This window comes from Amycolatopsis albidoflavus, assembly GCF_039525725.1.
Classification (GTDB): Bacteria; Actinomycetota; Actinomycetes; order Mycobacteriales; family Pseudonocardiaceae; genus Amycolatopsis; species Amycolatopsis albidoflava.
Genome location: NZ_BAAAHV010000011.1, coordinates 847,899 through 862,655, shown reverse-complemented (window position 1 = coordinate 862,655; position 14,757 = coordinate 847,899). Strand labels below are relative to the sequence as shown.

General features: G+C 67.7%; 9 protein-coding genes and 1 pseudogene. 6 read left to right on the top strand and 4 right to left on the bottom strand.

The genetic code is table 11. The features are described from left to right. Both ABD156_RS18430 and ABD156_RS18425 read right to left on the bottom strand, forming a co-directional pair. A partial coding sequence (locus ABD156_RS18430) for an IS3 family transposase (protein ID WP_344274453.1) occupies positions 1 to 366 on the bottom strand: 366 nt, incomplete at its 3' end. Continuing rightward, the gene (locus tag ABD156_RS18425; RefSeq protein WP_344274450.1) at positions 363 to 650 is read right to left on the bottom strand and encodes a transposase; all 288 of its coding nucleotides are present in this window, start codon (positions 648 to 650) and stop codon (positions 363 to 365) included. The genes ABD156_RS18430 and ABD156_RS18425, both read right to left, overlap by 4 nt. Before the next feature lie 35 nt (positions 651 to 685). Here ABD156_RS18425 and ABD156_RS18420 point away from each other — a divergent pair. Continuing rightward, positions 686 to 992, top strand: a pseudogene (locus ABD156_RS18420) (sugar transferase); the annotation flags it as partial. A gap of 1,111 nt (positions 993 to 2,103) precedes the next feature. Here the strand turns inward: ABD156_RS18420 and ABD156_RS18415 are convergent. Next, positions 2,104 to 4,704 (bottom strand): tetratricopeptide repeat protein, encoded by a 2,601-nt coding sequence (locus ABD156_RS18415; RefSeq protein ID WP_344274447.1) that lies wholly within the window; start codon positions 4,702 to 4,704, stop codon positions 2,104 to 2,106. Between the two features lie 56 nt (positions 4,705 to 4,760). Here ABD156_RS18415 and ABD156_RS18410 point away from each other — a divergent pair, with 56 nt between their 5' ends. From ABD156_RS18410 to ABD156_RS18400, 3 genes are all read left to right on the top strand, one after another. Next, positions 4,761 to 5,951: a TIR domain-containing protein gene (locus ABD156_RS18410; protein WP_344274444.1), complete on the top strand. Its 1,191-nt coding sequence runs from the start codon at positions 4,761 to 4,763 to the stop codon at positions 5,949 to 5,951. Positions 5,952 to 6,039: 88 nt separating this feature from the next. Then, the gene (locus ABD156_RS18405) at positions 6,040 to 8,166 is read left to right on the top strand and encodes an ATP-binding protein (RefSeq protein WP_344274441.1); all 2,127 of its coding nucleotides are present in this window, start codon (positions 6,040 to 6,042) and stop codon (positions 8,164 to 8,166) included. 786 nt (positions 8,167 to 8,952) lie between these two features. Further along, positions 8,953 to 10,386 (top strand): RICIN domain-containing protein, encoded by a 1,434-nt coding sequence (locus ABD156_RS18400; protein ID WP_344274438.1) that lies wholly within the window; start codon positions 8,953 to 8,955, stop codon positions 10,384 to 10,386. 395 nt (positions 10,387 to 10,781) lie between these two features. Here ABD156_RS18400 and ABD156_RS18395 read toward each other — a convergent pair whose 3' ends face one another. After that, the gene (locus tag ABD156_RS18395) at positions 10,782 to 12,788 is read right to left on the bottom strand and encodes an nSTAND1 domain-containing NTPase (protein ID WP_344274435.1); all 2,007 of its coding nucleotides are present in this window, start codon (positions 12,786 to 12,788) and stop codon (positions 10,782 to 10,784) included. A gap of 877 nt (positions 12,789 to 13,665) precedes the next feature. Here ABD156_RS18395 and ABD156_RS18390 point away from each other — a divergent pair. Further along, complete coding sequence (locus tag ABD156_RS18390) at positions 13,666 to 14,082, top strand: hypothetical protein (RefSeq protein ID WP_344274433.1); 417 nt, start codon at positions 13,666 to 13,668, stop codon at positions 14,080 to 14,082. Between the two features lie 122 nt (positions 14,083 to 14,204). Then, entirely contained in the window at positions 14,205 to 14,675 is a 471-nt protein-coding gene (locus ABD156_RS18385; RefSeq protein ID WP_344274430.1) for a hypothetical protein, read from the top strand. The last annotated feature ends 82 nt before the right edge of the window (positions 14,676 to 14,757 follow it).

Sequence of the window (14,757 nt, the reverse complement as noted above, 5' to 3'; positions counted from 1 at the left end):
GCGGCCGATCAAATCCGGTGCTGCTGCGGTTTTGTCCGGCCTGGTCAGCGAATGCCGCCGGCACCGGGTGGTCCCGGCGATGCCGCGTTCGCGCATGACCCGTTCGACTTTCTTGTGGTTGACCGCGTCGCCGCGCCGCCGCAGTTCCGCGGTGACCCGCGGGCTGCCGTAAGCGCCCTGGTGGGCGGCGTGGATCCCGGCGATCTCCCCGGCCAGCCGGTCCTCGGCCGAGGCCCGCTGTTGCCGGACCGGGGCGGCGGCGAGCCATTCGTAGAACCCGGGACGGCGGACCCCGAGGACACGGCACAGCCGGGCGACACCGAAAGTGTCGCGGTGTTCGGAGATGAACCGGTAGCTGCGGGTCAACGATCCATCTCCTGCGCGAAATAGGCGGCCGCTTTGCGCAGGATCTCCTTTTCTTTCTCCAGCTCCGCGACCCGTTTGCGCAACGCGCGCAGCTCCCGCTCGGCCGTCTCGCCGCCCGTTTCGGCGACTTGATCGGCGCGGTCGGCGGCACGCACCCACGTCCGCAGGGTCTCGTGATTCACCCCCAGCTCACGAGCCACCTGTGCCAACGGACGAGACGACGACCGCGCCAACGCGACCGCATCCCGCCGGAACTCTTGCGGATACTTCGACGAACCAGACACAACAACATCCTTCCCCAAGCCGAAGCCAAGGATCAGGGTGTCCGGCCCGCCGGGGGAACCTCATGCCTCAACTCATCAACGTGATACTCGGTCACATGTCCCTGGTCGGACCGCGTCCGCCGCTCCCTGTGGAATTGGCTCGACGCGACCAGGCAGAGCGCGCGGATGGTTGTCAAGCCCGGGCTCACTGGTCTGTGGCAGATCAGCGGACGCAGCGACTTGTCATGGGAAGAATCGGTGAGGCTCGACCTGCGGTATGCCGAGGAATGCTCGTTCCTGATGGACATGTATATCCTCACCAGGACATTCCGCGCCGTGCTCCAGGGACAGGGTGCGTACTGAACCCACTGGCCCCGCTCCGAACAGCCGGGCACGGACATCGCGCCATACGCCGCAGCCCATCCGACGGTTGCCGCAAGGTTGTGATCGACCGCGTGAACGCCCGCTGCGCTTGTCCATCGCGCTGACCGCCGCGTCACAACGATCGAGAATGCCGCGCCAACAGCGTCAGGGTCCGGGTCGGCGTCCCCACGTCCAGCGCTGCACAGCCTCGGCGAACACATCGGCTCGTTGCAAAGCACCACGCATGTTGCGTTCCGCAGCTGCTGCGGCCGCCCTCGACGTCTCGGCGACATCGTCGCCGAGAGGCTGCAGGCCGGAATGTGCTGCGCCTCCAGTTTCCCGAGAAAGCACCAATCGTGGATGCGGGAGCGGATCGGTTCGAGGCAACTCCTCGAGACGTCGCGGGCGCGACGCTCTCTCGAGCTCAGGCAAATACTGACTGCATAGCGCGTCTTTCGGCGTATCAGGTTCCGGCGGTGAGGCCGATCGGGTCGCCGCCCGGCAGCTTGTGGAGCACGGCGGGCCGCGAGCGCTGTTATCGCCGCGTTCAGCCCGAACCGGAACAAGGGCATACGACCCGATGGCTAGGCTGACCAGGACCTCCAGACGTCTGGAGCGCCAGCGGCAGGTGCACGCCGTCGAGGCGACAGTCGGGCGCATCGAGAACCTGCGGTTCAGTCTCGGCAAAGACCTGTGTTTCGTGGCCTTCGCCGCTAGCAGAACGATGTTAGTGCTCGGTTAATTGCTGGAAACCATTTCCAATCGATTTCATTAGACCTAGCTGAAAAGTTTGCGCAAGTTCATTCCCTGATTCGCTCTCGATCGCCATCAGTCGGCGCTTAAAATTGACAGTAAATCACCCCTGGTTCGACTGGCGACACCGCCTTGTTCCGTCAGCCGACGGTTCAACCACGAATGCCCGAAGCATGCCTGCGCCGCTCGACGGCTGCTGCCGTCTGGGCTGAGGTCGCCAGGCACGTCCGTTCAGTTCAGAGTCGTTGAATGCGATTGAGGGTCGTTCCAGCACTTCTCGCTGGCGCCCTGGCCTCGACGTACCCAGCATCCACGCCCTCCGGTATGGGTCGACGCGGTTTCGGCGCGCAGATTCGGGTCACACGTCGTGGAACGTTCCGATGGGCAACAGCGTCGCCCAGTACCGCAGCTGAAGGTCGTTCCCGCCTGGTGCGGTCGAGAACCGGGCCGACGCAAGGTGCACCGCCCGGCTCACCGGAACGTTGGTGTTCGCCAGTTGCTCGAGCACCCACTGCGCGAAGGCGTCGCTCGCCGGATCGTCGCTGAACTCGCCGAAGGACGCCAAGATCTCTGTGGACCCCCGCGCCAGGTTCAGGGTTGCGATGGTGACTGGGTCGGCCATCGCCTGTCCGGGAACCCCACCGCCCCAACAGGTGATCAGATACAGCCGCTGCGGTGGCGTACCGACAAGCACGTCCGATGGCAGCAACCACACGCCCGGGTCCATTTCTAGGTAGTGCCCGAGCGTACCGTGGGGACGCCCATGGCAGACGACGATCACGGTGTGCGCGCCGTCGGTGAGCCGTTGCTTGGCCTCCGTTGCCCAGCTCGCTGGCTCAACCGACCACTGGCTGTCCTGCCGCATCCACTCCAGCGAGAGGCTGTCCATTATCGGATTGCGCCATGTGCAGGTCGGTTCGTCGACGGGCCGCGCCGGACCGCGGGCGCGCAGACGGCGCTGCACCAACAGCGAGGGACACACGACGTATTCCGTTGTCTGACAGAGCAGTCGCTGCCCGCCGATCGCGAGCGCGCCCCACGGAACCAGCCACAGTTGCCCGACGGGCAACAACAGTAAGCGGCAAGCCGTTCCTTCGGCCATGGCTCGGCGCAAGTCTTCGGGCAGCAGTTCACCCAGACATGCCACGTGCGCCGGGCACATGTCGCTGCGCCGGGCATCGTCGATCTGCAGCGCGGTGAGCGTCTCGACGCACGCTAACGAAAGCTCCGCCCTGTCCAGACGCGTCCGCCCGTCAGCCGCGCGCCACAGCCGGTACAGAACGTTCGGCAGCACCGGGTCGACGACCAACTGCAGCACATCGCAGTCCGACGGCAGGTCGGCCAGCAGCGCCGAACCCTCGTCAGCGGCAGGCGGGAGGTACACCGATGCCAGCACATCCTCCAGCGCGGCCCGGGCAGGTTCCCTTACCGCGCCTTTCATCGCGACTGCCCCCATCATGCGATGGACCCGCTCCTGCCGCGAAATTCCAGGCTTCAGGCGCAAATCGCCGGTGTCCTCTGCACGGCCTTGCGCCAACCACCGCTGTTCGGCGCTGACCAGGAAGTGCTGGAGCAGGGTGAGGCCGTCCGTGACGGTGGCCGGCACCTGCGCCTCCGCGAGACCGGCGAGCCTTCGTCCGGCGAGCGCTTCGGCTACGACAGCGAAGTCCTCTGCCGCGCCGGACTCGACCGCGGCGTGCAAGGCGCGGCCGTAGATCTCGCCGAATCGCTCGCGGTACTCCACCTGTGCACGTGCTTCGCGGTTGGTCGCCCGGTAGTGCTCGATCGAGAGCACCGCCGCCACCCGGTCGGCGAGCGCCTGCTCGCCGGCTTCGGGGCCGTCGAGTCTCTGCCGCGCACTCGCGAGCTTAGTCAGTGCGGTCGTGGTGCCGAGCAGATCACCGACCTTCTGATACTCCGAGACCGCTTGCTCGAACAACGCGACCGCTTCGGGCCACTGCTCGCACGCGCACGCCACCCGTGCCAGGTTCTGGGCGGCGTGCGCTGCAGCCGGAGCGAATCCGTTCTCCCGGGCGAGTTCGCCTGCCGTGCGGTAACAGGTCGCCGCTTCGTCCGCCTCAGCTACCTCGAGTAGCAGGTCGCCGATGGCCTCCAGGACGTTGATCGTGCCCAGCGGATCGCCGTCCTGTTCGAACGCCAGCGCCGCAGCGGCTAGCCAGTCGCGTGCGAGCGCTGGCCGGCCGTCGCGGTGCAGCAGCGATCCGATGCGCTGGGCAGCGTGGGCTTGGCCGGTCAGGCTGCCGACCTGGGAGAACAATGCGTGGGCCCGCTGATGTTTTTCGATCGACTGGGGCAGGTCACCGGAACGCTCGGCGGTCTCGGCGAGCCCGGTGATCGCGTTGGCGAGATACAGCGGCTCGCTCACGGCCGCGGCCAGATCAGCCGCTTCGGTGAACACGCGGGTCGCCGCGGCCGCCGAATGGTGGAGCAAAGTCAGATGGCCCAGCGGGACCAATGCCCGGAGCCGGCCGAACCGGTACCTTGCCGCGTCCGCTGCGCGGACCGCAGCCTCATAGTGGTCGATCGCTCGCTCCGTCCGGCCTTGGACGCGGGCCACATCCCCTAGCCCGACCCTCGCGTTGACGACCGTGACGGCGTCATGTCCGCTGCCGTCCATCAGCTCGGCACACAGTTGCGAAGCTTGGTCAAGGGTGCCGGACCGCACTGCGTCGTCGATCTCCGTCTCGGCAACTAGCGCGCGATCCCACATGTCTTCCGCGAACGGCGCGGCATCCACACCGAGCCGGGCGGTGTCGATCAGATAGAGGTAACGGCTGCGCACGGCGATCGCGCCTGGCGGGGGGTGTTCGGCGAGGGCCGCCCGAGACTGTGCCGAGCCGTCTCGCCAAGCGTCAATGATCTTGTGGACCAACGGATGTCGCCGGACGTCACCGCGATAAGAGTCGCCGCCCCGGCGTGGTGGGACAGAGTCCGTCACGGCTCCATCCTCCCATGCCGGTAGCCTCGGTGGCTCCGCAGCCGAGGAGCGTGGGAATGACCAACCCGGAACCCGTCGTCGCCGGGATCGAGCAGCTCTACTCCGACGTCCCGGTCGCCGGCAGCGATCGCCGCCAGGAACTGGAAGGCTCAATCACCTTCGGCCAAGTGGACGTCTTCGATGTGGACAACCAGGTCCGGGTCGGCCTCCCCGACCTCGTCGACGGCGAACAGTGGGCGTATTCGCAGGTGGCGGTCCCAGTCGTGCTGGCACCTCTCCCCCATGACCACTACCGGAAAGTGACCGTCACAGCCACTTTCGAAGTTCCCGGCGTGATCGCCCGTCATGTCGTTGACCACTCTGGGTTCGGGCAATTGCCGACTCGAGGCACTGGCACAGCCACCGTGGTCTGGGAACTGGTTCCTCCTGACGGCAGCGACGAGTTGCCGTCCGCAGACCATCACATCGCCTGCGTCGTGCGTCGACCGCGTGACGCGGCGGCGTGCGACGTCACTCTGAGCGCTGAGGCCGTAGTCTTGAAGACGGCGATCCGCAAGCGGCTGCGGACCGCGACTATGCCAAAGCCCTCCACCTACCGGCTTTCCTTCGTCGGCAAGACTTTCGCCCGCCAAATCGCCGACGTTTCGCCTCCACGACGAGAAATGATCGCACCACTGCCGCTGAAGGTGCCGCGTGAGCGCACCGTGGTGATATTCCACGGCCGCGATTCCGGCGCTCTCTACGAGGTCACCCTTTTCCTCCGTTCTCTTGATCTCTACCCGCTGACGTGGTCCCAGGCACTCGCGCTGACAGGCGCTGGCACCCCGACCATCGGCGAGACGCTGGACGCGGTGATGAAAGCGGTTCAGGCGATCATCGTGCTGCTGACGCCCGACGAAGTCGTGTACTTGAAACCCAGGTTCATCCGACCCGACGATGTCGCGGGGGTGCAATGCCAGCCCCGCCCCAACGTCCTGTACGAAGCCGGTCTCGCACTTGGCCTTTTCCCGGACAAGACCGTCCTGGTCGAGTTCGGGAAAGTGCGGCGGTTCACCGATCTCGACGGCCGGTACTTCTTGCAACTCGACAACGACACTCACAGCAGACAGCGCCTGGCCCTGCGGTTGCGCGACCTCGAATGCGCAGTCGACCTGGATCGCTTGGACTGGCAGCGAACCGGTGACCTGACCCCGCCCGAGGCCGACATCCCGCCGCCGGAAGCGGCGGTTCGGGACTCGAACACCTAGTCCCGAACCACTGCCGGGAACCCTCGCCAAGAACAAGCCCGCACGTTAGCTTGTCATTGGCGGCTTCGACTGAGGGGCGGCAGACCGGATGGAGCCTAGACCCCCGATCGGCAATCATGTCGGCACCGCGGATGGCGATGTCGTTCAGGTCGGCATCCTCAACGGAGATATTAACCTCTCGCATCGGCGTCCCGTTCCCCGGCAACTCCCGCCGCTGCATGGTCCCCTGTTCGGTCGCGACGACCATCTGGCGCGGCTCGACGACACCGTCAGCCACGGCCGGGTCGCTGTGCTCACCGGAATGGCCGGCATCGGCAAGACCGCACTGGCCGTGGCGTGGGCGCACCGGGCGGCCTCCGCATTTCCCGACGGGCAACTGTTCGTCAACCTGCGTGGGCACAGCCTGGAGGCACCGGTCGATCCGCACGAGGTGCTGGCCAGGTTCCTGCGGGCGTTAGGCCAGCCGCGCCCTGACAACCTCGCCGGCACCGACGAACGCGCCGCCGCGTTCCGCACTCTCACTTCCGGGTATCGGATGCTGGTCGTGCTCGACAACGTCGCGACGGTCGCACAGATCCGGCCCCTGATTCCTGGGAGCCGGACCTGTGCCGTGATCGTGACCAGTCGCACCGACCTGCACGGCCTCGCCCTGCATCACTCGACCGCGTCGTTACGGTTGGAGCGGCTGACCGGCACTGACGCCGCCGCGATTCTCGAGCACGCCATCGGTGCTCGGGCGACCCGCGACCCAGCAGGCCGTGACTCGCTCGCACGGCATTGCTCCGGGCTGCCGCTCGCCCTCCGCATCGCCGGCACTCGCGCCGCCTCGACACCCGGCTCGGATCTCCGCGCCGCCAACGAAGAACTCGCCGACGCCGGCACACTGGACTTTCTCGACGTCGGCGACGACGAAAGCTCCGCGTTGCGAACCGTATTTTCGTGGTCCTACCGGAGGCTATCAGCGATCGAAAAGCAGGCGTTCCGCGCGTTCGGCGTCCATCCAGGGCCAAGCATCGACGCTTACGCGTTGGCCACCGCCCTCGACCGGGATCATGCCGCCGCCGTCGACGCACTGCGCATGCTGGCAGGCAAACACCTGGTGACCAGGGCCGCTGGTGGCCACTTTGCCATGCACGACCTGTTGCGCGCCTACGCCGCCGAGCTCGGCGCCGCCGAACACACCACGGTGCTCGCGCGGTTGTACGACTATTACCTCGACGTGGCCGATCGTGCCGACGACATAGTTTCGTCCTTGCGCTACCGACTTACGCGTGAACATCCGCCCCGCCCCGCCCCCGCGCTGACCGACCGGTTCACAGCCCTTATCTGGCTGGGCGCCGAGCTCCCCACTTTGACCGCGCTGTGCGCCCGTGACGATCCGGTGCATGACGATTGTCGCTGGCGACTGGCGTACGCGATCCGTGGCTACTTGTACCTCACCAAACAGCACGACGCGTGGCTGCGGACCCACACCGCCGCACTCACCGCGGCGACCAGGCTGGCCGACGGTCGCGCAGAGGGATTCACCCGCAACAATCTGGGCATGGCACTGGTTGCCACCGGCCGCCTCGCAGCTGCCGAGATCAACTTCACCATTGCGCACCGGTTGTTCGAGCGCAGCGGCGACGACCACAATCGCGTCAGCTCGCTGGCGAATCTCGCGTCGGTGTACCGACGACGGGGCCGTCTCGACGACGCCTTGCGCAACCTGCGTGAGGCATTGGCCTACTACCGGCTAACCGGATACACCCGTCACGCGTGCATCACCCTGCGCAGCATCGCCAGCGTCGAGACCGACCTCGGCCGGTTCTCCGACGCCATCGCACACGTCCAGGAAGCAGCCAGCATCGCGCTCGGACTCGGCCTGGAACTTGAAGCAGCACAGGCATTCAATAGCCTCGGCGTGACCTACACCAGGACCGGCGACATCGTGCACGCACAGATCGCCCACCATGTTGCCCTCCACTACAGCTGCCTGACGGACAGCACCCACCAGCGGGCGACCAGCCTGCGCAGATTAGGGCAGGCAGCGATCGCCGAAGGTGACCGCCGACGCGCCCGACAGTGGCTGTCCTCCGCATTGAAACTGTTTCGCGACATCGGCGCGGCAGAAGCGGAGACCGTCGCAGCTGAACTGGCACGGCTCCATAGAGGACAGGATCATGCGACGGCGATGTCCACGCCACCGGATCGGACCCCGAATCCACCGCGATAGGTGATGTTCCCCGATCGCACACGAAAGCCGCGCACACTGCTGCCGGAACAGTGTCGTCCGACCAGACCACAGGCTCCTGTCGCCGACTCGGCCGGGTCGGCGCGACCATCGTCCGCCCCCTCGCCGACAACATCGATCAGTTCGACGAATCGGCGGGCGAGACGACATCCCGCGCGACCAAGCGGCCCGCGAGGCCGCCATCGAGGACCAGCGCCTCCGACGGTCGCGCACGGCACCCTGGTGCGGGCATGTCCGCACTTCCGGGATGATGTGCTGGCGGCAGGCGAGACGTCCGCAGGCTTACGAACTCGCTGGTGCGGCAGAGCTTTCGGTTTTCCGCAGGAGCGCGTCGAGCAGCGGATCGGCGAAGGCATCGGAGATCGCGACCAGTCGCCAGCATTCGGCGGCGAGCACGCGACGGCGTCGGAGGGGGCCGCCGGCGGCACGGCACCGTGCGCGAGGTTGTGCGTTGCCCGCGCAGCCGCCTGGCCAGGCTGCTGATCAGGGCGGCCTCGCGCAGCGCGGCCAAGTCGTCGCCGTCGCGGCTGGCGCGCCAAGCCGTACTGTCGCGATGCCTGACCCGCGAGTGTCACCGCGGCAGGCGCGCAGCTGGTGCAGCCAGATCAGCGAGGCCGCTGCCGACCACACCCAGGCCGACCAGTCCGTACACGGCGGCGAACGCCATTCCGGCCGCGACGATCCGGAACCAGGGCCGACCGGCGAGGCAGGCGCCATGCCAGCGGCACGACAGCGCTGGCCGGGTGGACGCAAGGCAGCCACCCGAAAATGTCCTGGAAGGTCACCGCCGGGCTGAGCGACCCGAGCTGTTTCTCCTTCGAGTCCGCCGCACACCCGAACGCCTATCTGCACTGGACCCCGCAGCCCGGCGACCGCCGGGCCCATCCCGACGTCGTCCCGACCGCCCGCACCGACCAGTTCCGCCAAGAATCGACCTGGTGCGTACAGGGCCTCGAAGGCCCGACGCTGGCGCTCAGGCCGGCGACCACGCCCAGCGCCTATCTCTGGGTCCCCGGTGTGTGGGACCGAGGCGCGCGGGAAGGATACAACCCGATCCCCCTCGCGTTCTGGTACGTCGAGGCCCCGCAGGCGCCGACGCCGTTCGAACGGCGTTACAACGCCGACCCGGCCCTGCGCGCCAGCCTCGGAAAACCGCTCGCCGACCCGGTTTTCGGGGAGAACAACACCGGCTACCGCAGCTACGAAAACGGCCGGCTCGTCCTCACCCGCCGCGACGGCGTGGCCAGCGTCGCGGCCGTCTCCGTTGAGGTCCACAAGAAGTACGCCGCGCTGAACTACGAACGCGGCCCGCTGGGCAACCCGGTCGGGGACGCAGTCGGGTTCGGTTCCAACCGAGGCGATCTCCTGCAACGGTTCGACAGCGGAACGATCTACTACGCCCCCTCGCGCGGCGCGATGGCAGTCTACGGGGACATCGCCCGCAAATACGCCGAACTAGGCAGCGAGACCGGCCTCTACGGCTCACCCGTCTCCGACACCGCCGCGACCAGCGACGGGAAAGGCCACTACGTCGACTTCAGCGGCGACGGGTCGATCTACTGGTCGCCCGCGACCGGCGCCCACGCCGTGCACGGCGCGATCCGCGGGAAGTGGCTCGGACTCGGCGCGGAGAAATCGTTCCTCGGATTCCCGACCACCGACGAACTGCTCCTGCCGCTCGGCCGGCGCAGCAACTTCGTCGGCGGCCGGATCGACTTCAGCAGCGAAGCCGCCGTCGGCGTCGCATACTCCGTGCAGCCGCTGACCGCCGCGGCCGTCGAGTTCCGCGGCGTCCACTCGGGACGGTGCATCCAGATCGCCGGTCTCGGCGACGATGCCCTCGCAGACCTGGCCGCCGCCGAACTGTGGGACTGCTACGCCACCGCGCCGAAACAGATCTGGGACGTCGTCGACCTCGGCGGCAACACCTACGCCTTCAAGAACCGCAACTCCGGCAAGTGCCTCGACCTCTACAACGGCGACGTCGGCAACGGCGTGAACATCGGCCAGTACACCTGCCACTACGGCGCGCCGCAGCGATGGGAAATCACCACGGCCCCGGGCGGAGCCGTCGCCCTCCGCAGCGTCGCGTCCGCAAAGATCGTCGAAGCGGCCGACAGCCAAACCGCCAACGGCGGCCGCGTCCAGCAATGGCTCGACGTCGTCGCCCCCAACCAGCAATGGACCATCGTCCCCGTCTGAACCCCACGACAACGCCGAGTGCCCGGCCGCCGCGGACTCGCGACGGCCGGGCACTCGATCCACCGGCGAACCAGCCTGCATCGCGCTTCGCTCCGAGCAGATGCGACCCGACGCCCATGCCATTCGCGAGCGCCGCCAGACGAACAAACGCCGATCGCAGTGCGCGTCGTGAGACGTCCGGCCACAGTTGCGCAGGGTGCGGATTCACCGCAGGACGGCTCCGACGGCTGGTCCGGTGACCGCTGCCAGGACGCTGCGAGCACCGCGACCACACCCGGTTGCTCCGCCAGCGCGGTCGCCGCTGCGGCAGGCCGGCTGACATCGGGTCAACCTGACAGTGTCGGCCAGCGGGTCCTCGGCTGGGAACTCTCTCCCTCGTCGAGCGCGCATCCCGCTCAGGGGCGGTCGATGCGGATGCGGTGGATCCAGGTGTCTCCGGGGGTGTCTTTGAAGTCGAGGCATTTGCGGGCTTCTGCGGCGGTAGTCTGATTGCGGACGTTGCCTGATGACCACAGCACGCTGACCGGCGCGCTGCCGGCGCAGACTTGCTGGACCTCGTGTACGACGGCGAGTGTGCCGCTGCCGGCGAAGCAGCGGTTTCCGTGATCGGTGTAGATCGTGACGACATCCTGCCGCGGGTCGCAGGGAGCGGTAGGAGCTGCGGGAGCGGGCTGGTCGGTGTCCTCGGCCGATGCCGGCGCAGGTCCGGGCGCGGGTGCTTGTCCTCGGATGGCGAGCACGGTGGCGGTCACAGTGGCGGCGGCAAGCAGGACGAGCGCGGCGAGCAGCTGACGCGTTCGGCGGGCGCGTCGACGGTGCGCGGCTTCGTTCTCGGCCTCGGCGGTGGCACTGGCCGTGAGGAATTCCTCTTCCCGGGTGTTGAGGGCGGGCCCGTTGCTCTCGGCCCAGGCGCGGGCGTGCGCGAGGCGGGGGCCGCGGTAGAGCGCGGTCGGGTCGCGGCCGAGGGAGATCCAGGCTTCGGCGGACTCGGTGAGACGGCGATGGGTGCGCAGCCCTTCACGATCCTCGGCCAGCCAGCCGCCGAGCCGGGGCCAGCTGGTGATCAGGGCTTCATGAGAGATTTCGACGGTGTTGTTGTCCAGCAGGATCAGCCGGGCACAGGCGAACGCCTCCAGGACAGTGTCGATGTCCCGATCGTCGGAGGGCAGCTCGTCGCGCGCGATCCGCCGGGCGGTGTCGTCGGTGTCCTCGCCGAGCGCGGTCAGGCGCAGCAGCAGGTGTTTGGCGAGTTGCTGCTGGGCCGGGTCGAGCGAGCCGTAGACGGCTTCGGCGGTGTGGGCGAGCGCGTGCCGGATCCCGCCGACGGCGTCGTAGCCGCTGAGGGTCAGCGTCGTGCCCCGGCGTCGCCGCCAGGTTTCCAGCAGCGCGTGGGACACCAGCGGCAAAGCACCGGCTTGACCCGCCGAGTCGGCGGCGATCGCGGCGAGGAGCGCGCCTTCGACGGTGTATCCGGCACGGGAAGCGGGCAGCGTGATTGCGCGTCGCAGCTCGTCGGTGCTCATCGGCCCGACCAGCAGCTGGGCGTCGCGCAACGCCTCGACGAGACGGGCGTGGCGGGCGCATTGGGTGTAGAAGTCGGTGCGCACGCCCAGCACCACCCGCGTCCGGCTGTTCGGAGCCTGCGCCGCGGTCAGGAGCAGCTCGATGAAGCCGCTGCGCTCGGCCGGGTCCGCGCAGAGCGTGAACGCCTCCTCGAACTGGTCGACGACCAGCAGCAGGTCGACGTCGTCCGGCCGGTCCGCGAGAGCCTGGCGGACGCGAAGGTGCAACGCGTTCGGTTCAGTCGTCAGCTCGGCCTGGAGGCTTACCGCGGTGTCGTTGGCGAGGTTGGCGAGCCGGACCGCGCATTCCTCGATAGGGTGCCGTCCGGGCGTGATCAGCACGACCGGCCGGGCCGCCCGGACCTGCGCGATCAGGCCGGCTCGCAGCAGCGAGGACTTGCCGACGCCGGACGCCCCGAACACGGCGAGGAACCGCTGCCGCGCGACCCGCGCCGTCAGGTCCTCGACGAGAGTCTCCCGGCCGAAGAACCTGGCCGCATCACTGGCCTGGAACGCGGCGAGGCCGACGTAGGGCGGATCCTGACCGGTCTCCCTCGGCGGTTCGGCTTCGGCAGCGAGCCGGGCGGAGACCTCACGCCAGCGCTTCTCCCACGCATCCGCGTCGCCCTCGCACGCGCGGACGTAGGCCAGCGCGACCGCGAGGCTGGGCAGCTTTCGGCCGGCGGCCGCGTCCGACAAGGTGCCGGCCGAGTAGTGCGCGCGCCGCCCCAGCTCGCGATACGGCGGGTTGCCCGCCTTCTGCCGCAGCTCCCGCAGATCGGCGGCGAACTGCACCACCACGTCGTCGACCGCCTCCAGCGGACGCTCGGAACGCGCCATGACCCCTCCCCAGGCGTCGCCGCCATTATTCCGGGTTTGTCGTTCGGCGGACGGCCGCCGACACCGAACAACCCGTACGGGCTAGATGTGGTGTCGCCACAACGCAAACGAGGGGGATGAACGGTGAACGCACAACTACCTCGGAGACAGCGACGGTCACGGGCAGACTGGGGGTGCTCACGATGAGCGCGCTCGCGGCGACCCCGGTCGCGAGCGCGCCTGCGTGGGCGAACAGCACAGGCCGGCGCGCTGGACGCGTTCACCGATCCCGAGGAGAAGGGCGTCGACACGCGGGCGGTCCGCCTGCAGCACGCCGGGCCGGAGAACGGCGCGCTGATCGCGACCGCCCGCACCGGATCGGACGCGACGACGCCCCTTGCGTGCCATGGCGGATCCGCGCCAAAGCCGAGACCGACACAACCTGGACTACTCGAGCCCCGGCCGAGGCCGAGCAGCACCGCTGCGCCCTGGCACCCCGGATCTGCTCGTTCGCCGGCCGGCACGGCCAGACTTGCAACGCACAGAAAGTTCCGAGGATCAGCTCGCCCGGCGGCGATCCCACTGCGGAACGCAGGCACACCCGGCTCGCCGGCGACGCCGCCCCGCACACCCTCGCCGTTGCAACCCCAAGACCCGCCCGAAACCCGCGACGACGAACACACGTACAGCCGGGGCACAACCGTCCTGCCCTCGACAGGCAGGCGAACCGTAGGGATTTCCATCCTCGGCCCGCATCCGGAACCCGGCGTCACCGCCGTCGGCGACCTGCTCTCCTTGCACGACGGCGACGACGGGCTCGCCGCTCACGAGAATTTCGAATTCCGCGACAGCGGGATACGTCCCTCGCAGGCAACAACAGCAATGTCCGTTCTGCGGCATGCACGATCTGCCGCGCGAACCAGACTGGATAACTCACATGAGCAGATGGTTGACAGCTGTCATCGCGGCCACCGCCACCCTGATCGCCGGCTTCTCGACCGCTCAGGCGTCCGAGCCATCTCGACCGAGCGAAGCGGTGCACGCGTATCGCGACCTGTGCAAGCGACCAAACCTCACCGTGCGCAACAACACCGGAAACCACTGCTTCACACGCGATCACTCGCCGTACAAAGTCTACATCGACCAAGTTTCCATAGTCTGCCTGTACAAGCTTGCGTTCGGCTACTTCAGATGGCACCCGAATCCCGGCGAGCCCGGACACCTGGAAAAGCTCGACCTATTCAAGGGGCGCGCTTGCAAAAGCTTCCGACACATTCCCGGAAACACCACAGTAACGTGGATAAATTTGGGCTGACAGCCTGTCAGGCAACGACAAATTATCGCCGAAGCGCCGAAGACAGGACCCTGCACCGGTTGCCGTCGCATCTTTACTGCCGCAGAAGCTCCGTCATCGCCCTCGCAGCGTCCCTTGGCCTGTTGATCACCGGCCAGGCCCAAGCCGCGCTGGTCTCCCCGTCCGGAGCGGACAGCGTGACCGACCACGCCGTCACTTTCCTGAGTTTCAACAGGTGGGAGAAGGAACCTTACCACTGCACCGACGCAGACTTGAGAGTACGGGCATCGGTCACTACCGGGGACGTCAACGGCAGCAGCATTTGGGTCGACAGCATCACCGTCTGGCTCTACGGCGACCGCCGGCAGGTCGACCCCAACGGCGCCGACTTCCTCTGGGGCGGGGGCGGTTACGCCCTCCCGTATTACAACGCGACCCGCACCGACTACGGCGATCACATCGAGGAAAGCTGGACAGTAGGGGCATGGATCGACGCCAGCGGCCCCGGAGCGATCCTGCAGAGCTACTCGAAACCGCAACCGATGCCAGGCGAGAACAACTGGTGCGCCGGCACTGGCCAGTCGGTTGCGATTTGGCAGATTCGACCCGCGTGAGAGGCCTGCCCAGGACAAGCGGCAAAGCCTGAACGCGGGCAAGGCACCGAGAGCCGGACGGACCACACGAACGAGGGGATTC

Excerpts from the sequence above, each read along its gene's own strand:
- ABD156_RS18410 (WP_344274444.1), top strand. The coding sequence starts at position 4,761 with ATGACCAACCCGGAACCCGTCGTCGCCGGGATCGAGCAGCTCTACTCC.
- ABD156_RS18405 (WP_344274441.1), top strand. The coding sequence starts at position 6,040 with ATGGAGCCTAGACCCCCGATCGGCAATCATGTCGGCACCGCGGATGGC.
- ABD156_RS18400 (WP_344274438.1), top strand. The coding sequence starts at position 8,953 with ATGTCCTGGAAGGTCACCGCCGGGCTGAGCGACCCGAGCTGTTTCTCC.
- ABD156_RS18395 (WP_344274435.1), bottom strand. The coding sequence starts at position 12,788 with ATGGCGCGTTCCGAGCGTCCGCTGGAGGCGGTCGACGACGTGGTGGTG.
- ABD156_RS18390 (WP_344274433.1), top strand. The coding sequence starts at position 13,666 with ATGCACGATCTGCCGCGCGAACCAGACTGGATAACTCACATGAGCAGA.